Origin of the sequence: Streptomyces fuscigenes, assembly GCF_021556455.1 — a bacterium.
GTDB lineage: Bacteria > Actinomycetota > Actinomycetes > Streptomycetales > Streptomycetaceae > Streptomyces > Streptomyces fuscigenes.
Genome location: NZ_JAKGCV010000067.1, coordinates 1 through 19,262, shown reverse-complemented (window position 1 = coordinate 19,262; position 19,262 = coordinate 1). Strand labels below are relative to the sequence as shown.

The 19,262-nt window shown below is 74.2% G+C and carries 19 protein-coding genes and 1 riboswitch; of the genes, 14 read left to right on the top strand and 5 right to left on the bottom strand.

Translation table 11 applies throughout. The annotated features are described in order from the left end of the window. Positions 1-280: 280 nt before the first annotated feature. Together L1885_RS09260 and L1885_RS09255 are read right to left on the bottom strand one after the other, a co-directional pair. A complete protein-coding gene (locus L1885_RS09260; protein WP_235796539.1) occupies positions 281-1,468 on the bottom strand; it encodes an RNA polymerase sigma factor in 1,188 nt (395 codons plus the stop codon). Continuing rightward, positions 1,468-1,884 (bottom strand): YciI family protein, encoded by a 417-nt coding sequence (locus L1885_RS09255; RefSeq protein ID WP_235796537.1) that lies wholly within the window; start codon positions 1,882-1,884, stop codon positions 1,468-1,470. Before L1885_RS09255 ends, L1885_RS09260 begins: the two co-directional genes overlap by 1 nt. A gap of 312 nt (positions 1,885-2,196) precedes the next feature. Continuing rightward, positions 2,197-2,327, top strand: a riboswitch (FMN riboswitch). Between the two features lie 177 nt (positions 2,328-2,504). Between L1885_RS09255 and ribD the strand changes: the two genes are divergently transcribed. From ribD to L1885_RS09205, 10 genes are all read left to right on the top strand, one after another. Beyond that, the gene (gene ribD, locus L1885_RS09250) at positions 2,505-3,605 is read left to right on the top strand and encodes a bifunctional diaminohydroxyphosphoribosylaminopyrimidine deaminase/5-amino-6-(5-phosphoribosylamino)uracil reductase RibD (protein WP_235796538.1); all 1,101 of its coding nucleotides are present in this window, start codon (positions 2,505-2,507) and stop codon (positions 3,603-3,605) included. Further along, positions 3,606-4,244: a riboflavin synthase gene (locus L1885_RS09245; RefSeq protein ID WP_235796536.1), complete on the top strand. Its 639-nt coding sequence runs from the start codon at positions 3,606-3,608 to the stop codon at positions 4,242-4,244. After that, positions 4,241-4,903 carry a nicotinamide mononucleotide transporter family protein gene (locus L1885_RS09240; protein ID WP_235796535.1) on the top strand — a complete coding sequence of 221 codons (663 nt, stop codon included), beginning with the start codon at positions 4,241-4,243 and terminating at the stop codon, positions 4,901-4,903. The genes L1885_RS09245 and L1885_RS09240 overlap by 4 nt, the downstream gene beginning before the upstream one ends. Next, positions 4,900-6,198, top strand: a complete 1,299-nt coding sequence (locus tag L1885_RS09235; RefSeq protein ID WP_235796534.1) for a bifunctional 3,4-dihydroxy-2-butanone-4-phosphate synthase/GTP cyclohydrolase II — start codon at positions 4,900-4,902, stop codon at positions 6,196-6,198. Before L1885_RS09240 ends, L1885_RS09235 begins: the two co-directional genes overlap by 4 nt. A 238-nt stretch (positions 6,199-6,436) precedes the next feature. Then, entirely contained in the window at positions 6,437-6,943 is a 507-nt protein-coding gene (gene ribH, locus L1885_RS09230; RefSeq protein ID WP_235796533.1) for a 6,7-dimethyl-8-ribityllumazine synthase, read from the top strand. Between the two features lie 13 nt (positions 6,944-6,956). Beyond that, positions 6,957-7,229 carry a phosphoribosyl-ATP diphosphatase gene (locus tag L1885_RS09225; protein WP_235796532.1) on the top strand — a complete coding sequence of 91 codons (273 nt, stop codon included), beginning with the start codon at positions 6,957-6,959 and terminating at the stop codon, positions 7,227-7,229. Between the two features lie 269 nt (positions 7,230-7,498). Continuing rightward, entirely contained in the window at positions 7,499-8,344 is an 846-nt protein-coding gene (gene hisG / locus L1885_RS09220) for an ATP phosphoribosyltransferase (protein ID WP_235796531.1), read from the top strand. A gap of 206 nt (positions 8,345-8,550) precedes the next feature. Then, the gene (locus L1885_RS09215) at positions 8,551-9,024 is read left to right on the top strand and encodes a PH domain-containing protein (protein ID WP_235796530.1); all 474 of its coding nucleotides are present in this window, start codon (positions 8,551-8,553) and stop codon (positions 9,022-9,024) included. A 207-nt stretch (positions 9,025-9,231) separates the two neighbouring features. Then, positions 9,232-10,722 (top strand): hemolysin family protein, encoded by a 1,491-nt coding sequence (locus tag L1885_RS09210; RefSeq protein WP_235796529.1) that lies wholly within the window; start codon positions 9,232-9,234, stop codon positions 10,720-10,722. Further along, positions 10,719-11,822 carry a hemolysin family protein gene (locus L1885_RS09205; protein ID WP_235796528.1) on the top strand — a complete coding sequence of 368 codons (1,104 nt, stop codon included), beginning with the start codon at positions 10,719-10,721 and terminating at the stop codon, positions 11,820-11,822. The genes L1885_RS09210 and L1885_RS09205 overlap by 4 nt, the downstream gene beginning before the upstream one ends. Before the next feature lie 118 nt (positions 11,823-11,940). Here L1885_RS09205 and L1885_RS09200 read toward each other — a convergent pair whose 3' ends face one another. Both L1885_RS09200 and L1885_RS09195 read right to left on the bottom strand, forming a co-directional pair. Further along, positions 11,941-13,866: an AAA family ATPase gene (locus L1885_RS09200; protein ID WP_235796527.1), complete on the bottom strand. Its 1,926-nt coding sequence runs from the start codon at positions 13,864-13,866 to the stop codon at positions 11,941-11,943. Between the two features lie 404 nt (positions 13,867-14,270). Continuing rightward, positions 14,271-14,909, bottom strand: a complete 639-nt coding sequence (locus tag L1885_RS09195) for a nucleoside/nucleotide kinase family protein (RefSeq protein WP_235796526.1) — start codon at positions 14,907-14,909, stop codon at positions 14,271-14,273. A gap of 208 nt (positions 14,910-15,117) precedes the next feature. Between L1885_RS09195 and L1885_RS09190 the strand changes: the two genes are divergently transcribed. Both L1885_RS09190 and L1885_RS09185 read left to right on the top strand, forming a co-directional pair. Then, positions 15,118-16,497, top strand: coding sequence for a C39 family peptidase (locus L1885_RS09190; protein ID WP_235796525.1), 1,380 nt, complete (start codon positions 15,118-15,120; stop codon positions 16,495-16,497). Positions 16,498-16,670: 173 nt separating this feature from the next. After that, entirely contained in the window at positions 16,671-17,507 is an 837-nt protein-coding gene (locus L1885_RS09185; RefSeq protein ID WP_308117295.1) for a TetR/AcrR family transcriptional regulator, read from the top strand. Between the two features lie 291 nt (positions 17,508-17,798). Here L1885_RS09185 and L1885_RS09180 read toward each other — a convergent pair whose 3' ends face one another. Then, entirely contained in the window at positions 17,799-18,194 is a 396-nt protein-coding gene (locus tag L1885_RS09180) for a hypothetical protein (protein WP_235796524.1), read from the bottom strand. 206 nt (positions 18,195-18,400) lie between these two features. Here L1885_RS09180 and L1885_RS09175 point away from each other — a divergent pair, with 206 nt between their 5' ends. Beyond that, on the top strand, positions 18,401-18,841 hold the full coding sequence (locus L1885_RS09175; RefSeq protein ID WP_235796523.1) for an Lrp/AsnC family transcriptional regulator: 441 nt from the start codon (positions 18,401-18,403) through the stop codon (positions 18,839-18,841). Positions 18,842-18,872: 31 nt separating this feature from the next. Next, on the top strand, positions 18,873-19,262 hold a 390-nt coding region (locus L1885_RS09170), incomplete at its 3' end, for an amidohydrolase family protein (RefSeq protein WP_235796522.1).

Genomic DNA, 19,262 nt, shown 5'->3' with positions numbered 1-19,262 from the left:
AGCGCCGAGCGCGTCCCGCCGGCCGGCCCCCGGCCCGCGAGGGCGCGGAGCGGTGCGCCGGCCGCACCGTGAGCGGCGGCCCTGTGAGCTGTGAGCCGCGGACCCCGCGAACCGCAAGCCGTGCCCCGTGAGCCGCAAGCCGTGTCCCGCGAACCGCGAGTCGTGCCCCGCAGGCCGTGAGCCGTAAGCCGCGAGCCCGGAGCTGTGAGTGGCCGGCCGTCACCCGGGTGACCCGTCGGGCGCCTGCCGCTGCCGTCGGACGCGGGACCCCACGCTCCTGTCACCCGTCCTCACGTGTGTTGTTGAGGCGGGCCGCCTGCCGGGTCAGGTGGTCGCGTTCGGCGAGGTTGGGCGCCTTCCGTGCCGCCTCCGCGTACAGCCGCGCCGCCGTGGCCCGGTCGCCGTCGCGCTCGTGCAGATGGGCCGCCACGGCGGTGTGGCGGGGGAGCGAGGCGTCCAGCTCGGCCAGCGCCGCGAGGCCGGCGCGCGGCCCGTCGGCCTCGCCCACGGCGACCGCGCGGTTGAGCCGGACGACCGGGCTGTCGGTCAGGCGCGCGAGCTCGTCGTACCACTCGACGATCTGCACCCAGTCGGTCTCGCCCGCGCTCGGCGCGTCGGCGTGGAGGGCCGCGACCGCCGCCTGGGCCTGGAACTCGCCCAGCCGGTCGCGGGCGAGGGCGGCCTGGAGGAGGTCGACCCCCTCGGCGATCAGCCGCGTGTCCCACCGGCCGCGGTCCTGCTCGGCGAGCGGCACGAGACTCCCGTCGGGCGCGGTCCGCGCGGCGCGCCGGGCGTGGTGCAGCAGCATGAGCGTGAGCAGGCCGGCCGCCTCCGGGTGGTCGACCAGGGCGGCGACCTGCCGGGTGAGCCGGATGGCCTCGGCCGCCAGGTCGACGTCTCCCGAGTAGCCCTCGTTGAAGACGAGGTACAGCACGCGCAGCACGGTGGCCACGTCGCCGGGCCGGTCCAGGCGCACGCCGGAGACGGTGCGCTTGGCCCGGCTGATGCGCTGCGCCATCGTCGCCTCGGGCACCAGGTAGGCCCGGGCGATCTGGCGCGTGGTCAGCCCGCCGACGGCGCGCAGCGTGAGCGCGACCGCCGACGACGGCGTGAGCGACGGGTGCGCGCACAGGAAGTACAACCGGAGCGTGTCGTCTCCGGCGCCCACCGGGCCGGGCGCCGGCTCCTCCTCCACGAGCGCCTCCCGCCGGCGCCGCGCGGCGTCCGAGCGGGTCGCGTCGAGGAACTTGCGCCAGGCGACGGTGACCAGCCAGCCCTTCAGGTCCCTGACGGGCTCCCCTTCTCCCGGGCCCGGCGAGGAGCCGGGGGAAGGGGCGCTCCGGCGGGCGCGCAGCGCCTCCACCAGCGCGTCCTGCACGGCGTCCTCGGCGGCCGTGAAGTCCGCCCCGCGGCGCACGAGGACGGCGAGCACGCCCGGCGTGAGGCTCCGCAGCAGGACCTCGTCCATCAGTGCGGGCACTCCGTGACGGTGGGCGGCTCGGTCAGGAACGGGCGGAGTTCGAGCCACTCGTGGATCGGCTCGCCGCCCGCCCCCGGGGCGGCCGACAGCTCCCCGGCGAGCTCGACGGCGCGGTCGTGGCTGTCCACGTCGATCACCATCCAGCCGGCGATGAGGTCCTTCGTCTCCGCGAACGGGCCGTCGGTGACGGGGGGACGGCCCTCGCCGCCGTAGCGCACCCACGTGCCCTCCGGCGCGAGCGCCTGCCCGTCCACGTACTCGCCGGACTTCTCCAGCCGGTCCGCGAAGTCCCGCATGTACCGCAGGTGCGCCGAGATCTCCTGCGGAGTCCAGTGCTCCATCGGCACGTCGTTGACCGCGGCCGGGGCGCCCCGGTAGTGCTTCAGCAGCAGGTACTTGGCCATCGTGGTCCCTCCTCGCTCGTGCGGCCATTCTGGCCGCGTCCGACAGGGAGACGGAGCCGGTTCCCGGTTCTCGACATCCCCGGCGGCATCTCTTCAGCTCTTTCCGGCTTTCCGGCTTTCCGGCTTTCAGGATGTCCGGATTTCCCTTCCCGACGGGAGGGCGACGGCGGCGCGGCCGGCGCGGCGCGCCCGGGCCCGGCCCGGCGGCCACGGGCGTGACCCACCGTGCCGCCGTACGCACTGTGAGCCAGGGCACAAGGTTCACCCGTCCAGGTGACGGGGCGCCGTGGCACACTGGTCGCGTACAAGAAGCAGCGCACTCCGGGGTCGGTGAAAGTCCGAACCGGCGGTTACAGTCCGCGACCCGTCCGCCTCCAGCGGCCGGTTGACCAGGTGAAATTCCTGGACCGACGGTTAAAGTCCGGATGGGAGGCAGTGCGCGGCGGGCCCTCGTGGGCGCGCCCTCGCGGACGTGCACGTTCCTCGTGGACGTCGTGCGTGCCGGGCGTTCCCGTTGCAGGCGTCCGTTTCTCTGTCGTCACCGACAGGCCCCGGAGTCCGTGCCCGAGAGGCAGGAGGACCCGGTGGGACCGGTGACGGAACAGGCCGGCACGGACGCCATGCGGCGAGCCGTGGAGCTGGCCGCCCGCGGCCTCGGCCGCACCAGCCCCAACCCCGTCGTCGGCTGCGTCGTCCTCGACGCCGACGGCCGGCAGGTCGGCGAGGGCTACCACCAGCGGGCCGGCGGCCCCCACGCCGAGGTGCACGCACTGCGCGCCGCGGGCGAGCGGGCGCGCGGCGGCACCGCCTACGTCACTCTCGAACCCTGCAACCACACCGGGCGCACGGGACCCTGCGCGCAGGCGCTCATCGAGGCCGGGATCGCCCGCGTCCACTACGCCGTCGGCGACCCCAACCCGCAGGCCACCGGGGGAGGGGCCACGCTCCGGGCCGCCGGCGTCCCCGCCGAGCAGGGGCTGCTCGCCGAGGAGGCCGAGCAGGTCAACGCCGCGTGGCTGACCTCCGTGCGCCGCGGCCGCCCGCACGTCACCTGGAAGTACGCGGCCTCGCTCGACGGCCGGGTCGCCGCCAAGGACGGCAGCAGCCGGTGGATCACCTCGGCCGAGTCCCGGGCGGACGTGCACCGGCTGCGCGCCGAGGCCGACGCCGTCGTCGTCGGCTCCGGGACCCTGCGCGCCGACGACCCGCACCTCGCGGTGCGCGGAATCCCGGACGCGGTCCAGCCCCTGCGCGTCGCGGTCGACACCTCCGCCACCGCCCTGCGCCCCGGCGCGCGGATCCTCGACGGCGCCGCGCCCACCCTCGTCGCCGTCGCCGAGGACGCCGACACGCGTGCGATCGAGGCGGCGGCGCCGGACGCCGAAGTCGTGCGGCTGCCCCGGGCCGAACACGGGCTCTCCGTGGAGGCCCTCCTCGACGCGCTGTTCGCGCGGGACGTGCGCTCCGTCCTCCTCGAAGGGGGACCCGCGCTCGCGGGCTCCTTCGCCGCCGCCGGCGCCGTCGACCGCGTCGTCGGATACCTCGCCCCCGTCCTGCTCGGATCGGGCCCCGCGGCCCTCGCCGACGCCGGAATCTCCACCCTCGCCGACGCGTTGCGACTGCGGACGACGCAGTGGGAACGCGTGGGCACGGACCTGCGGATCACCGCCGTACCGCTCACGGCCGCCGAAGCGGCGGCCACCGCACAGAAGGAGCACTGAGTGTTCACCGGAATCGTCGAAGAGCTGGGTGAGGTCACCGCAGTCGAGGACCTCGGTGACTCCTGCCGCTTCACGCTGCGCGGGCCCGTGGTCACGGAGGACGCGAAGCACGGTGCCTCCATCGCGGTCAACGGGGTGTGCCTCACCGTCGTCGACCACGGCGACGACTGGTTCACCGCCGACGTCATGGCGGAGACCCTGAAGCGGTCGAGCCTCGGGGCGCTGGCCGCCGGCTCCCCGGTCAACCTGGAGCGCACCGTCGCCGTCGGCGGCCGGCTCGGCGGCCACATCGTGCAGGGCCACGTGGACGGCACGGGCACGATCGTCGAGCGGACGCCGTCCGAGCACTGGGAGATCGTGAAGATCCAGCTGCCCGACGGCCTCGGCCGCTACGTCGTGGAGAAGGGCTCGATCACGGTGGACGGCGTCAGCCTCACCGTCGTGGACGCGGCCCCCGACCACTTCACCATCAGCCTCATCCCCACCACGCTCGCGCTGACCACGCTCGGCTCGAAGGGCCCGGGCGACCCGGTCAACCTGGAGGTCGACGTGCTGGCCAAGTACGTCGAGCGGCTGCTCGGCGGGCAGGCGGGGCAGGCGGGCGCCGGGGCGCTCCTGTCGCGGGAGACCGCGCTGTGAGCGCGCTCTCCTGGCTGAACGGCGAGGCGTTCACCGCCTTCGGCCAGCACATCCTGTGGTCCGACATGATCGGCAACACGATCGGGCTGCTCGCGCTCGCCCTCGGCTGGCGGCGTTCGGTGTGGACGTGGCCCGCGCAGTTCCTCTCCGGCGTGATCCTGGTCGCCGCCTACTTCTCGGCGCACCTCAGCGGCGGGATCGGCAAGCAGCTGATCGTCGTCGTCGTCGCCCTGTGGGGCTGGCGGCAGTGGCAGACCCGCGGCGGCCGGGACCGGGCGGCCGACGGCGGCGCGGTCGCCGTGCGCTTCGCTACCTGGCGCGAGCGGGGCCTGCTCGTCGCGGGCACGGCCCTCGGCACGGCCGCGCTCGGCGGCCTCTTCACCGCTTTCCCGAGCCTGTCCTGGAGCCCCTGGCAGGACGCGTACATCTTCGTCGGCACGCTGGCGGCGATGGTCGCGCAGGCGCGCGGCCTCGTCGAGTTCTGGTTCGCCTGGCTCCTGGTCGACGTCGTCGGGGTGCCGCTGGCCTTCAGCAGCGGCCTCGCGTTCTCCGGCTTCGTCTACGTGATCTATCTGGCCCTCGTCCTGTGGGGGATGCGCGACTGGTGGCTGCGCTCGCGCCGTCCCGGTTCCCTGGCGCTTGGAGGCGCGACAGCATGACTGCACCGACCGCACCCACCTGGTACACCACCGACAACGCCGAGGACTTCACCCTCGACCCGGTCGAGCAGGCCGTCGCGGACATCGCCGCGGGCCGCCCGGTCGTCGTCGTGGACGACGAGGACCGCGAGAACGAGGGCGACCTCGTCGTCGCCGCCGAGAAGGCCACCCCGGAGATCGTCGCCTTCATGATGTCCGAGTGCCGGGGCCTGATCTGCGCGCCGATGGAGGGCGCCGAGCTCGACCGGCTCGAACTCCCGCAGATGGTGGGGCAGAACACCGAGTCCATGCGGACGGCGTTCACCGTGTCCGTGGACGCGTCGAAGACCCACGGCGTCTCCACGGGCATCTCCGCCGCCGACCGCGCCACCACGCTGGCCCTGCTCGCGAGCGGCCGGGCCGAGCCCGCCGACTTCGTCAGGCCCGGGCACGTCTTCCCGCTGCGCGCCCGCTCCGGCGGCGTCCTCGTGCGCAACGGCCACACCGAGGCCGCCGTGGACCTCGCGCGCCTCGCCGGGCTCCGGCCCGCCGGCGCCATCGTGGAGATCGCCGGCGAGGACGGGGCGATGCTGCGGCTGCCGCAGCTCATCCCGTTCGCCCGCAAGCACGGGCTGACGATCATCTCCATCGAGGACCTGATCGCCTACCGGCGGCGCGCGGAGCCCGTCGTGCACCGCGCCGCCGAGGTGCGACTGCCCACCGCGTTCGGGCAGTTCACCGCCTTCGGCTACCGCTCCGCCGCCGACGGCGTCGAGCACGTCGCGCTCGTCCACGGCGACCTCGGCGACGGCGAGAACGTCCTGGTGCGCGTCCACTCCGAGTGCCTCACCGGCGACGTCTTCGCCTCCCAGCGCTGCGACTGCGGCCCCCAGCTGCACGCCTCGATGGAGCGCATCGTCGAGGAGGGCCGCGGCGTCGTGGTCTACCTCCGCGGCCACGAGGGGCGCGGCATCGGCCTGCTGTCCAAACTGCGGGCGTACGAGCTGCAGGAGCGCGGACTCGACACGCTCGACGCCAATCTGGAGCTGGGCCTGCCGGCCGACGCCCGCGACTACGCGGCGGGCGCCCAGATCCTCCAGGACCTCGGCGTGCACAGCCTCCGGCTCATGACCAACAACCCCGACAAGACCGACGCGCTCAGCAGCCACGGCCTGGTCGTCACCGGCCGCGAGCCGATGCCCGTGAAGGCGGGGGAGCACAACCTGCGCTACCTGCGCACCAAGCGGGACCGCATGGGCCACGACCTGCCCTGGCTCGACGCGCCCATTCCGGCGTCGGCCTGCGGCAACCAGTAGGGCAGGCACCACCGGTGAGCCGGGCCGCGAGCGGTGGGCCGGCGCGGCCCTGGTGGTCGCGCCGGCCGCCGGCCGCGGCGGAACACCGCACCGGCGGCGACCCGGAGACACCGGTACACGCACGTTCCGGCGCCCCGGGCGGGGCCGTCCTCGCGGCGGGCGCCGGCCCGGCCCGGAGCGTCATGAGGCACCACATGTTCCGCACAACCATCGAGACCGAGAACACCCAGGGAGAGAAGTGAGCGGCAAGGGCGCGCCCGAACTGACCGTCAAGAACTGTGGGGACCTGCGGGTCGCCGTGATCGCGGCCAGCTGGCACGAGAAAGTGATGGACGGCCTCGTCGACGGCGCGGTGCGCGCCCTGCACGAGCTGGGCATCGAGGAGCCGACCCTGCTCAGGGTCCCCGGCAGCTTCGAGCTGCCCGTCGTCGCCAAGGCCGTCGCCGAGCGCGGCTACGACGCGGTCGTGGCGCTCGGCGTCGTCATCAGGGGCGGCACCCCGCACTTCGATTATGTGTGCCAGGGCGTCACGCAGGGCCTCACCCAGGTCTCCGTGGACACCGGCGTCCCCGTCGGCTTCGGCGTGCTGACGTGCGACACCGAGCAGCAGGCGCTGGACCGTGCGGGCCTGGAGGGCTCCACGGAGGACAAGGGCCACGAGGCGGTCACCGCCGCGGTCGCCACGGCGACGATCCTGCGGACCGTCGCGGAACCCTGGCGGCAGGCGTCGGGCGCGTCCCGATAGAGTGAGCCGCACCATGTCCAAGAAGACGTTCGAGGAGCTCTTCACCGAGCTCCAGCACAAGGCAGCCCACGGCGACCCCGCCACCTCGCGCACCGCCGAGCTGGTGGGCAAGGGCGTCCATGCCATCGGCAAGAAGGTCGTCGAGGAGGCCGCCGAGGTGTGGATGGCCGCCGAGCACGAGGGCAAGGAGGCCGCCGCCGAGGAGATCTCGCAGCTCCTCTACCACGTGCAGGTCATGATGGTCGCGCGCGGCATCGCCCTCGACGACGTGTACGCGCATCTCTGAGCCGGTCCGTCCCGCGCGCCCCCACGACACCTCGGGGGGCGCGCGGACGCCCGGCAGGCCCGCACGCGCGCCGGCACACCGCGCCGCCGCGCCCCCGTCGGCGGCACCACACCGCGCCGTCCCCGCCGGGCCCTCCCCGCACCACCCGCCGGGCACCGCCCCGCGCCGCCACCGGACAGGGCCCTGCCCCCGCCGGGCACCGTCCGGCACCACCACCGCACCACCCCGACAGCGCCCCACCAGTCCCCGCACCGAAGGAAGCGTCTGACATGCTGCGCATCGCCGTCCCCAACAAGGGTTCACTGTCCGGGCCTGCGTCGGCGATGCTCCATGAGGCGGGCTACCGGCAGCGCAAGGAGTCCAAGGAACTCGTCCTGGTCGACCCGGCCAACGACGTCGAGTTCTTCTACCTGCGCCCCCGCGACATCGCCATCTACGTGAGCTCCGGCCGCCTCGACATCGGCATCACCGGCCGGGACCTGCTGGTCGACTCCGGCGCCGACGCGGAGGCGATCCTGCCGCTCGGCTTCGCCCGCTCCACCTTCCGCTACGCCACGAAGCCCGGCACCGCGAACGGCCTCGAGGACTTCGGCGGGATGACCATCGCCACGTCGTACGAGGGCATCGTCGCCAAGCACCTCGCGGACAGCGGTATCAACGCGTCCGTCGTGCACCTCGACGGCGCCGTCGAGACCGCCATCCAGCTCGGCGTCGCCCAGGTCATCGCCGACGTGGTGGAGACCGGCACCTCGATGCGCAACGCGGGCCTCGAGGTCGTCGGCGAGCCGATCATGACCTCCGAGGCCGTCGTCGTGCGCCGCACCGGCGCCGGGGAGGACCCGAAGGTCGACCAGTTCCTGCGCCGCCTGCAGGGCGTCCTGGTGGCCCGCACGTACGTGATGATGGACTACGACTGCCGCGCCGAGCACCTGGAGCGCGCGGTCGCCCTCACGCCCGGCCTGGAGTCCCCGACGGTCTCGCCGCTGCACAACGAGGGCTGGGTCGCCGTCCGCGCGATGGTCCCCACCGTCGACGCGCAGCGGATCATGGACGACCTCTACGCCCTCGGCGCCCGCGCCATCCTCACCACCGCCATCCACGCCTGCCGGCTCTGACGCCAGGGCCCGGACACCGTCGCGGGCCGCCGTCGTGCCACGGCCCTGCCCCGGGCCCCCGTGCGGTACGGTCCCGCGAGGGCCCGTGGCGCGCGACCCGCGGGCGGGCCCGCAGGCAGGTCCCGCGCCCGGGACCGCAGTCCACCGCACCGAGGAACGAGCGAGCGATGCCGCCGACCACGCCCCCCGAGGAAGACCGCGACAGCATGCCCACCGCACCCGCCGGGCCGCAGGCCCCGGCCCTGCCGGTGACGTTCCGCCCGCACGTGACGCGGATCGTGGCGCTGAGCGTCGGCATCGTCATGTTCGTGGTCATCACGGTGGTCGCGCTGCTGCTCGACAGCGCCGCGCCCTGGGAGCAGATGAGCTTCGTCGTGCTCGCGGCGGTCTTCCTCGCGGTGCTCGCCGTACTGAGCCGGCCCAAGGTCGTCGCCGAGGCCGACACCCTGACGGTGGTGAACCTCACACACGTCAGGCGCCTGGCCTGGGCCGAGGTCCTGAGGGTCAATCTGCGGCAGGGGGACCCCTGGGTCTTCCTCGACCTCAGCGACGGCACGAGCCTGCCCGTGATGGGCATCCAGCCCGGTATCGCACGGCAGAGCGCCATCAGGGACGCCCTGGCGCTGCGCGCCCTCGTCGACGCGCACGGCACCGGAACGGAGTCCGGCGGCCCGTTCTGAACGGCCGGCGGCGGCACCCGCCCGGGCATGCCCTCCACGGCCGCCTCTTGACTACCCTGTGATGCGGGGCGCCAGGAGCGCCCCGCCCCGCACTCCGCGGCCGGATCCGGCCCGCGGGGCATCCTTCCGAATCAAGGAGTGACTCCCTCCAGCAATGGACGGAACGTCCGGTAGTACCTGCGCCGCCCCCTCCCGGGAGGCGGCGGCATGATCGTCCCCCTGCTGCTGCTCGCCGCGGCACTCGTCCTGATCCTCGCCAACGGCTTCTTCGTGGCCGCCGAGTTCGGCCTCGTCACGGTGGAGCGGGCGGACGCCGAGCGCGCCGCCGCGGCCGGCGACCGGCGCGCCTCGGTCGTCGTCAAGGCCGTGCGCGAGCTGTCCTTCCAGCTCTCCGGCACCCAGCTCGGCATCACCGTCACCTCGCTCGTCGTCGGCATGCTCGCCGAGCCCGCCCTCGACGACCTGCTCGGCCCGCCGCTGTCCGCGACCGGCCTGCCCGGCGGGGCGGTCGACGCGATCGCCGTCGTGCTCGGCATGCTCATCGCCTCCGGCGCCCAGATGGTCATCGGGGAACTCGTCCCCAAGAACTGGGCGGTCTCCAAGCCCCTCCAGGTCGCCCGGTTCGTGGCCGGCCCGCAGCACCGCTTCACGCTGCTGTTCAGGCCCGTGATCGCCGTCCTCACGACGGTCGCCAACCGCATCGTGCGCACGCTGGGCGTCGAGCCGGCCGACGAGCTGGCCTCCGCGCGCACCCCCGGCGAGCTGGTCTCCCTCGCCCGCCACTCGGCGCGGGCGGGAACGCTGGAGCAGGACACGGCGGACCTGTTCGTGCGCACGGTCGCCCTCGGCGGGCTGACCGCGCAGCACGTGATGACCCCGCGCGTGAAGGTCAGCGCGCTCCAGACGCACGCGACCGCGGCCGACGTCGTCAATCTGACGCGGGCCACCGGCCTCTCGCGCTTCCCCGTCTACCGGGAGCGCATCGACGAGATCGCCGGCATGGTCCACCTGAAGGACGCGCTCGCCGTGCCCGACCACCGGCGGCTGCACACGCCCGTCTCCCGCATCGCCATACCCGCGCTGCTGGTCCCCGAGACGCTGCCCGCGCGGCAGCTCCTCGCCCGGCTGCGCACGGAGCAGCCGATAGCCGTCGTCGTCGACGAGTACGGCGGCACCGCCGGTGTCGTCACGATCGAGGACATCGTCGAGGAACTCGTCGGCGAGGTCCGCGACGAGCACGACGACGAGGGAGACGCCCGCCCCGAGATCGTCCAGGTGGCGGCCGAGGACACCCGCCCCGCCTGGGAGGTGGACGGCAGCACCCGGGTCTTCACCCTGCGCCGCATCGGCCTGGAGGCGCCCGAGGGCCCCTACGAGACGCTGGCCGGCCTGGTCGCCGACCTGCTGGGCCGCATCCCCGTCCCCGGGGACCGCGTGGAACTGCCCGGCTGGCGCCTCGTGGTGCGCCAGGTGGACCGCTACCGCGCGGAGCGCGTGCGGATCGTCCGCACCGGGGCCCCGCCGATACCGGACGGCTCCCGCGACGACCGGCCCGCCGAGGGCTCCGCCCACTCCGGGGGCGACGGCGCGCCCCGCGCGGCGGCGCGTCCCGGCGCGGCGTCCACCCCCGGCGGCAGGCGCTCCAGCGGCTCGCCCGCGAAGGCCGGCGCCGGCGCGAGTGCGGGAGGCAGGCGATGACCGTCCTCCAGCTGATCTGCGCCCTTCTCCTGGTCCTGGCGAACGGCTTCTTCGTGGCCGCCGAGTTCTCCCTCGTGTCGGTCCGCCGCAGCCAGATCGAGCCGTACGCGCGCCAGGGCTCGGCCCGCGCCCGCCGGACCCTGTACGGGCTGGAGAACCTGCCGCAGATGATGGCCGCCGCGCAGTTCGGCGTCACCGTCTGCTCGCTGACGCTCGGCGCGGTCGCCGAGCCGACCGTGGCCCACCTCCTCGAACCGGCCTTCGCCGCGGCCCACCTGCCCGACGGGTTCGTGCATCCGGTCGGCTACGCGATCGCCCTGGTGCTGGTGTCCTTCCTGCACCTCGTGATCGGTGAGATGGTCCCGAAGAACCTCGCCATGGCGGCGCCGGACAAGGCCGCCCTCTACCTGAGCCCCTGGCTCGTCGCGTTCGCCCGCCCCTGCCGCCCGGTCACGGTCGCGCTGGGCGCGTGCGCGCGGTTCGTGCTGCGGCTCTTCCGCGTCGAGCCCAAGGACGAGATCGACGCCGTCTACACCAGCGTCCAGCTCGGCCGCCTGGTGGAGGACTCCGGGCAGGCGGGCCTCCTCGAACCGGAGGCGCAGGAGCAGCTGGAGGACGCCCTCGAACTCGGCAGCAGGCCCGTCACGGACGTGCTGCTCACCCGCGCGGGCCTGATCACGGTCAGCACGTCCGTCACACCCCGGGAGATCGAGGAGCTGACCGTGCGCACCGGCTACTCGCGCTTCCCGGTCTGCGCGGCGGGCGGCGCGTTCATGGGCTACCTGCACGTCAAGGACGTCCTCGACCTGGAGGCGCGCGAGCGCGCCGTGCCGCAGCACCTGTGGCGGCACATGACCACGCTGCGCGCGGAACTCCCGCTGGACGACGCGCTCACCGTGATGCGCCGGGCGGCCACGCACCTCGCGCAGGTCGCCGACGCGTCGGGCCGGATCGTCGGCCTCGTCGCGCTGGAGGACGTGCTGGAGACGCTCGTGGGCGAGGTGCGCGACCCGTCCCACCGGGACGCGGCCCCGGCCCTCCCGCCGCAGGACGCCCCGTCGGACGCCGGCACGGACCTGGCGCTGAGCCCCCGCCCGTGACGACGGCGGCCGGCCCCGCCTCGCGCGGGGCCGGCCACCGGGTCTCCCGGCCCGTGGATGCCCGGCCGCCCCGCGCGTGCGGGCCCGCGCCCGCCCCTCCGCAGGGGCGCCCGCCCCCTCAGCCGGACTGTTCGTCCTGGGGCCGGGCGCGGCCCCGGCCCGACAGGGCCTCGCCGTAGGCCTGCATCAGGTCGGGGAGCCGCAGCGTCGCGAGGTCGTCGCGGCCCGGCGTGCCGGGGTAGCCCGCGAGGCGCAGGTCGCGGTACGCGCAGCTCTTCTCGTAAAGGGTCCGCAGGAAGCGGCCGTTGCCCAGCTCGTCGATCCAGCCCTGGTCGACCACGTGCAGGCTGATGGAGCGCAGCTCGTCGAGGGCCTCCTCGTCCCAGACGTCGCCGCCCTCGGCCGCCAGGACCTGCCCGATGGCCGTCAGTTCCAGCGGCCGGTAGCTCGGGAAGTCGACCCGCGTCGTGAAGCGCGAGGAAAGCCCCGGGTTCGCCTCGAACAGCCGCTCCATGCCCTCCGGGTAGCCCGCGAGGATCACGACCAGGTTGTCCCGGTTGTCCTCGGCCCGCTTCAGCAGCACCTGCAGGGCCTCCTCGCCGTAGGCGTCGCCCTTGCTGTACCCGGCGTTGGACAGGCTGTACGCCTCGTCGACGAAGAGGACACCGCCGATGGCCGAGTCGATCAGCTCGTTCGCCTTGACGGCAGTCTGGCCGAGGAACTCGCCCACCAGGTCGGCGCGTTGCGCCTCCACCAGGTGGTCGCCGCCGAGCAGCCCCAGTGCGTAGAAGACCCGCCCGAGTATCCGGGCCACGGTGGTCTTCCCGGTGCCCGAGGGGCCCAGGAAGACGAAGTGCCGCTTCGGCGGCTGGACGGGTAGCCCCTCACCGGCCCGCAGCCGTGCCATGTTCAACTGCGCCGACAGCGCCCTGACCTGGCGCTTGACGGGTTCGAGGCCGACCATCCGCTCCAGTTCGGCCAGGGCCTCGGCGAGCAGTGCGGAGTCCGTCGGGGAATCGGGGAAGACCGGGCCCGGTGACTGCCGCGGCGGCGGGTCGGTCCGCTCGCGTATCTCGTCGGGGAAGAGCACGGGCCCCGCGGGAGCGGCCGCGCCGGGCACCGGGCCGCCGAAGCGGGGATCCGCAGGGTAGGCGGGGTCGGGCTCCGCCTGGACGTCGGACAGCGCGTCCGCGCCGGCTCCGGCGAGCGCGACCGGTATCGCGCCGGCCGGGTCGGCGAGGTCGAACGGGTCCGCGTAGGCCGGGTCCGGGCCCTCGTAGCCGTCCGCGTCGGCGATGGCCGCGAGCCGTGCGGCGGTGTCCATGAACGACGGGTCGAGCCGGTGCACGGCCCGGTACAGCGGCAGGGCCGCCGCGGTGCGGCCCGTGCCCTCGTGGGCGCGCGCCAGCCAGTACCGCAGCTCCTTGCGCTGCGGCTGCTCGCTCCTGCACCGCATCAGGGCCGTGGCGAGCAGCGGCTCCGCCTGTCCGTACATCTCCAGCCTGATGCGTGCCATGCCACCGAACAGGCCCGCCTCGGTGCCCAGTTGCGGGTCGTCGAGCAGGGAGTCCGTGCAGCGCGCCAGCAGTTCCCAGTCCTTGACGAGGTAGGCGCGGCAGGCGTGCAGGAAGCGGACCTGCGCGTCGGTGTCGGCGGGCGGCAGTCCGGCGAGCGCGTGGTCGAGTTCGGGGACGCGGCGGCCGTCCAGCCAGTGCGAGGCGTGGGCGAGCAGCAGATCGCGTCCGGTCTCCAGGATCGGCTGGACCCACCAGCCCAGCCAGTACCAGGAGTTGAGGGTGCGGCCGTGCCGGGCGCGCTGCTCGCCGAAGCGGTCGCGGCCCGCGTACATGCGCAGCAGCGCGGTGGAGGTGTCGACGCGCAGGGCGTGCAGTCCGAGCCAGCCGTCGGCCATCCCCGGATCCAGCGCCACAGCCGTCCGGAACTCCTCCTCGGCCTGCTGGTACGCGCCCATCGTGTACGCGTCGACGGCGCGCACCCATGCGAGGTCGGCCGGGGCCGCCGTGCCGAGCGAGCCGATGTCCATCCACGTCCCCCACACACACCGTGCCCCGTGGTGTCCCGGCGGGCGGTTGCCCGTCGGCCGCTGCCGAACCACCTCTTGGCGGACGGAAATTGACCGCACCGCAGTGCATCGTACCCGTGCAGGTGGGGGGCCTACCCGGGTCGGCGGCGGTCACGGGGAGACCGGCGGACGCTCACTCAGCGTGAGTAAAACGGGGGGTGGTGGAGCGTGCGGGAGGGGCCCGGAGCCGGGGCGGGGCAGAACGAAGCCCCCGGTCACGGGGGAACGACCGGGGGCTTCGCGTCTCGGGCGGCCGAGTAAAAGCCGCACATTCAGAACGTAAGACCAGCGGTGGCTCCCGGTCAAGCCGGGTCGGGCCGCCGGCCGGACCCGCGCCGCGGGCGTCGCGCACCGGCGACCGGCGATCACGGCGCGTGACGTCGGGGCGGCGGATGCGGCCCCTGAGGGGCGGAAAGCGGCGTCCCGGCGCCCACCGGCGTCACCTCGTATCCCTCGTTTCCCTCGGATTTCTCCCGCACCAGGGCGTCGGCGAAGGGGCGGGAGGGGTCGGCGGCGAAATGATCGCTCTCGGCGCGGGTCCAGCCGTCCCAGAAGCCGGCCAGGGCCGGCCCGTCCCGCCGCCGGCCGCGTTCCCAGGAGCCCCGCGCGTCCCGCTCCATCCACAGCAGCGCGGCCAGGTGCGGGCGCAGCCCCGCCCGCCCCGCCCCCACGCCTTCGACGACGACGACCGGCGCGGGCGCCAGCGTGCGCGGCGCACCGAACCGGCGCAGCGTCCAGTCGTAGGGGGCGTAGAGCGCCGGCAGGCCGCGGCTGAGCGGCTCCAGCACCTCGGTGCGCAGGCGCGGCAGCCACGCGAACAGCTCCTCGTGCGTGGCGACGTCGTCCAGCCGCAGTACCGGGGCCCCGCCGAGCGCCGCGGCGAGCCGGCCCGCGAAGGTGCTCTTCCCGGAGCCCGCGTGACCGTCCACGGCCACCAGCCGCACGGGCCCGCAGGAGGGCGGCGCGGCGGCCAGCAGGGCCGCGACGGCGGGCAGATCGTCCATCCCGACAGCGTACGTGCGAGGCGTCGCCCGGCGGCCGCGCGCGGGCGTCGTCGCAGGCGGCGCCACTGGTCGAGACCAATAAAGGTACGGGCGAGTCGGCGCCGATGTGTGGCACGCGGCCGGTTGGAGGCGCAATAGTGGGCGGCGAGCAGTGCCGCTCGACCATTCGACACCCGCTGTTCCCGTACCAACTCCTGACAGGAGTCGTATGACCATGCACAGTTCGCGCAGAACCGTCCTCACCGCCGCGGTCGCGGTGGCAGCCGCGGCGGGCACCGGTGCCGCGTCCGCCGCTCCCGCCCTCGCCGCCCCCGCCGCGAAGGCCGCCGGCTCCCGCCCGGGCCGCGCCACCGGGTCCCTCGTGGACAACGCGTTCTGGGCCGGCCACCAGGACTGGCGGGCGGGCACCGGCCACGGTGTGCGGAGCGTGCCGGGACCCGTCGCCGGGCTCGTCATCGACAAGGCCGTGGGCCGCACCGACTACCAGGACCCGCACACCGGCACCACCGCCACGTGGGAGTACGCCACCTGGACCGGCCCGGTCCACCACTCCTCGGTCCCCGCCACGGAGATCGTCGCCCACTGGAACGCCGACACCCCGGCGGGCACCTGGCTTCAGGTCGAGCTCCAGGGCCGCTACTCGGACGGCACGCTCACCCCCTGGTACGTGATGGGCCGCTGGACGGCCGGCGACGGGGACACGGACATCCGGCGCACCTCGCTGGACGGGCAGGCCGACGGCCGCTCCTCCATCTCCACGGACACCTTCGCGCTGGACGACGAGGCCGGCACCCTGCGCGTCCCCTCGTACCAGCTGCGCCTGACGCTCTACCGCTCCCCCGGCTCGCGGCTGACGCCCCTCGTGCGCCGCCTCGGGGCCATGGCCTCCGCGGTCCCGGCCCGCTTCACCGTCCCCGCGTCCAAGCCCGGCACGGCCCGCGAACTGCGCGTGCCCGCCTACTCGCAGGACATCCACAAGGGCCAGTACCCCCAGTACGACAACGGCGGCGAGGCCTGGTGCAGCCCCACCTCCTCCTCGATGGTCCTCGACTACTGGGGGCACGGCCCGACGCGCGCCGAAACGGCCTGGGTCGACCCCTCGTACGCCGACCCGCAGGTCGACCACGCGGCCCGCTGCACGTACGACTACCAGTACGAGGGCTGCGGCAACTGGCCCTTCAACGCGGCCTACGCGGCGAGCCGCGGCATGAACGCGGCCGTCACCAGGCTCGGTTCGCTCACCGACATCGAGACGCTCGTCGCCGCGGGCATCCCGGTCATCACCTCGCAGTCGTTCCTCGCCTCCGAGCTGACCGGCGCGGGCTACGGGACCTCCGGCCACCTGATGGCCATCGCGGGCTTCACCGCGGACGGCGACGTGGTCGCGAACGACCCCGCCTCGCAGGACGACGCGGCCGTCCGCAACGTCTACAAGCGGGCCGAGTTCGAGACCATCTGGCTGCGCACCAAGCGCTACAACGCCACCGGAGGGGTCTCCTCCGGCTCGGGCGGCGTGGTGTACGTCTACTGGCCGCCGCGTCCGACGAAGGCGCAGGAGCGGGCGCTGAAGTCGTTCGGTCTGCTCTGACGCGTCCGGTCGCGTCCGGTCGCGTCCCGCGGGCCCCGGCGGCCCGGGGGACGCGACCGCGGGGTGCCGCGGCCGGTCCGCGGCGCCCGGTCCGCGTCCCGTGCGACCTGCGGTGTCCCACGGTAACCCCCGTGGGCGTGCGGGGACCGGGACCTCTGACATACTGCCGTTCCGTGACAGCCGGAGGGCAGGGCGCGAGGGTGAACGGTGGCCGCCAGAGCGGCGCTTCGGAACGATCGCAGCTGCGGCGGAGCGAACTCATCGCGACCGGCCGGAAGTTGTTCGCGAAGACGTCGTACGACGCCCTGTCGATGGACGACATCGCGAGCCACGCGGGCGTCGCCAAGGGCTTGATCTACTACTACTTCAAGAACAAGCGCGGCTACTACCTCGCCATCGTCGAGGACTCGGTGCACGAACTCGTGACCCTCGCCGCCAGCGACCCCGGACTGCCGCGCACCGTCCGGGTGCAGCGCACGGTCGAGGCGTACCTCCGCTTCGCGCAGGAGAACGAGTCGGCCTACCGCACGATCATCAACGGCGGTGTGGGGTTCGACACCCAGGTGCAGGCCATTCGCGACGCCGTACGGGAGGGGCTCGTCCTCACCCTCGCGCAGGGTGCCTACGGCCACCAGGACATGCCTCCGATCGCCCGGCTGGCCCTGCTCGGCTGGCTGAGCAGCGTGGAGTGGCTCACCCTCGAATGGCTCGGCCACCAGGAGCTCGTGCTGGAGATCCCGCGCGACCTGCTCGTGCGGATGCTGCGGCACACGCTGGACACGATCGAGGAGTTCGCCCCGGAGTGCCCGTCCCCGCCGCCCGACCCCGACTGGCGCCCGTTCACGGGCCGTCAGGACACGCGGCAGGACCCCGACGCCCCCTACGCGACGGCCGCCCCGCTCGCCCCGGAGAGCGCGGATGACCCGCAGGCGCCGGAGGGCGCGGATGACCCGCAGGCCCCGGAGGACGCGGATGCCCCGCAGGCTCCGGAGCCACCGCAGGTCCCTTAGGCGCCGGATCCGCCCTGCCCGCGCCGCGGGCGGCGGGCACGGAGGCGTGTGCGTCTCTCACGCCCCATGAGCCTCAGGCGTCAGGGGCGCCTGTGAGGGCCTGTCAGCCCTCGTGCGCATTCCCGTCCCACGGAAGCCGCGAACGGGCGCCGGCGGGCCCCTGAGGCCCGCCCCATGATCGCCGGATGCCGGATGCCGGATGCCGGATGCCGGATGCCGGATGCCGGATGCCGGATGCCGGAGTGGGGCGCGTGCTCGCGGCGCGCCCCGCGTCGGTCTCCCGGCCCCGCGTCAGGCGGCCGTACGGTGCCTCGCCGCGACAGGACGCGAGCCCGGCCCGCCGACGTGGGAGAAGGGCTGGGTGCGCCAGTCGAGTCCCTGGGGGAGCGTCAGCAGCAGCCCCGCGTCCTGCTCGTGGGCGCCGGCCGTGTCCGCGGGGCGGGCGTCGGCGGCCGCGGTGCCCGTGCCGGAGCAGACGGACAGCACGAACGGGTTCCAGCGGGTGGGGCACAGCGCGTGCTCCGGGAGGGTGTCCTCGTCCGCCAGGAGCGCGATCGGCTGGGTGCACGCGGGGCAGATGACCCGGTACATCTCGAAGGTGTCGTCGAACTCGCCGTCCTCGTGGGCCGGGACGTCGAGATCGAACTGCGCGGAAGCGGACGTGCCGGTGCGCTTGAGGCTCTGCATGTGGAGTCATTCCCCCTCGGGTGGGCCGACCAGGTTCGTGTGGTCTCGACCACAGCAAGCATTTCCCGCCGCGCGCGCCAGGTAACCGCGAGGCCTCGAACGAGCCCTCGACGCACCTGTGGTCTTCGTCACAGGGGAAGCCTGTGGATCATTGCACTTCCCGTCCGGCTGTGCCAGGAGCGACCTGGGGGAATAGGTTGATCCGCATGGAGGAGCTGGATCGTCGGATCGTGGAGTTGCTCGTCAAGGACGGCCGGATGAGCTACACCGACCTGGGCAAGGCCACGGGCCTGTCCACGTCGGCCGTGCATCAGCGGGTCCGCCGGCTCGAACAGCGCGGCGTGATCCGCGGGTACGCGGCCGTCGTCGACCCGGAGGCGGTGGGCCTGCCGCTGACCGCGTTCATCTCGGTCAAGCCGTTCGACCCGAGCGCCCCGGACGACATCGCCGAGCGCCTTTCCGGCATCGACGAGATCGAGGCGTGCCACAGCGTCGCGGGCGACGAGAACTACATCCTCAAGGTGCGGGTCTCCGCCCCGGTGGAGCTGGAGGACCTGCTCGCCCGGATCCGCACGCTCGCGGGCGTCTCCACCCGGACCACCGTCGTGCTGTCCACCCCCTACGAGTCGCGGCCGCCCCGGGTCTGAGCGCGGGCGGCGGGGGGCGAGACTGGTACGCATGAACCCCAGCACCGCCCCCGAGAGCGGATCCCGCACCGTGCTGCTGCGCCGCGGCGAGGTCCACAGTCCCGCCGACCCCTTCGCCACCGCGATGGTGGTGGAACGCGGGCACGTCGCCTGGGTCGGCTCCGAGGGTGCGGCCGACTCCTTCGCCGCGAACGTGGACGAGGTCGTGGACCTCGACGGCGCGCTCGTCACGCCCGCGTTCACGGACGCGCACGTGCACACCACCGCCACCGGCCTGGCGCTGACCGGCCTCGACCTGTCCGGCGCCCGCGACCTCGCCGACGCCCTGGCGCGGATCCGGGCCCACGCGGCGAGCCGCCCCGCCGACCGCATCCTGCTCGGCCACGGCTGGGACGCGGCGCGCTGGCCGGACCGGCGCCCG

Bases quoted from the DNA above. Each gene is read 5' to 3' on its own strand.
- L1885_RS09195 (WP_235796526.1), bottom strand. From the start codon at position 14,909: ATGGACGATCTGCCCGCCGTCGCGGCCCTGCTGGCCGCCGCGCCGCCC.
- hisG (WP_235796531.1), top strand. From the start codon at position 7,499: ATGCTGCGCATCGCCGTCCCCAACAAGGGTTCACTGTCCGGGCCTGCG.
- L1885_RS09205 (WP_235796528.1), top strand. From the start codon at position 10,719: ATGACCGTCCTCCAGCTGATCTGCGCCCTTCTCCTGGTCCTGGCGAAC.
- L1885_RS09225 (WP_235796532.1), top strand. From the start codon at position 6,957: ATGTCCAAGAAGACGTTCGAGGAGCTCTTCACCGAGCTCCAGCACAAG.
- L1885_RS09260 (WP_235796539.1), bottom strand. From the start codon at position 1,468: ATGGACGAGGTCCTGCTGCGGAGCCTCACGCCGGGCGTGCTCGCCGTC.
- L1885_RS09175 (WP_235796523.1), top strand. From the start codon at position 18,401: ATGGAGGAGCTGGATCGTCGGATCGTGGAGTTGCTCGTCAAGGACGGC.
- L1885_RS09210 (WP_235796529.1), top strand. From the start codon at position 9,232: ATGATCGTCCCCCTGCTGCTGCTCGCCGCGGCACTCGTCCTGATCCTC.
- L1885_RS09180 (WP_235796524.1), bottom strand. From the start codon at position 18,194: ATGCAGAGCCTCAAGCGCACCGGCACGTCCGCTTCCGCGCAGTTCGAT.
- L1885_RS09235 (WP_235796534.1), top strand. From the start codon at position 4,900: ATGACTGCACCGACCGCACCCACCTGGTACACCACCGACAACGCCGAG.
- ribD (WP_235796538.1), top strand. From the start codon at position 2,505: ATGCGGCGAGCCGTGGAGCTGGCCGCCCGCGGCCTCGGCCGCACCAGC.
- L1885_RS09190 (WP_235796525.1), top strand. From the start codon at position 15,118: ATGACCATGCACAGTTCGCGCAGAACCGTCCTCACCGCCGCGGTCGCG.
- L1885_RS09255 (WP_235796537.1), bottom strand. From the start codon at position 1,884: ATGGCCAAGTACCTGCTGCTGAAGCACTACCGGGGCGCCCCGGCCGCG.
- L1885_RS09215 (WP_235796530.1), top strand. From the start codon at position 8,551: ATGCCCACCGCACCCGCCGGGCCGCAGGCCCCGGCCCTGCCGGTGACG.
- L1885_RS09200 (WP_235796527.1), bottom strand. From the start codon at position 13,866: ATGGACATCGGCTCGCTCGGCACGGCGGCCCCGGCCGACCTCGCATGG.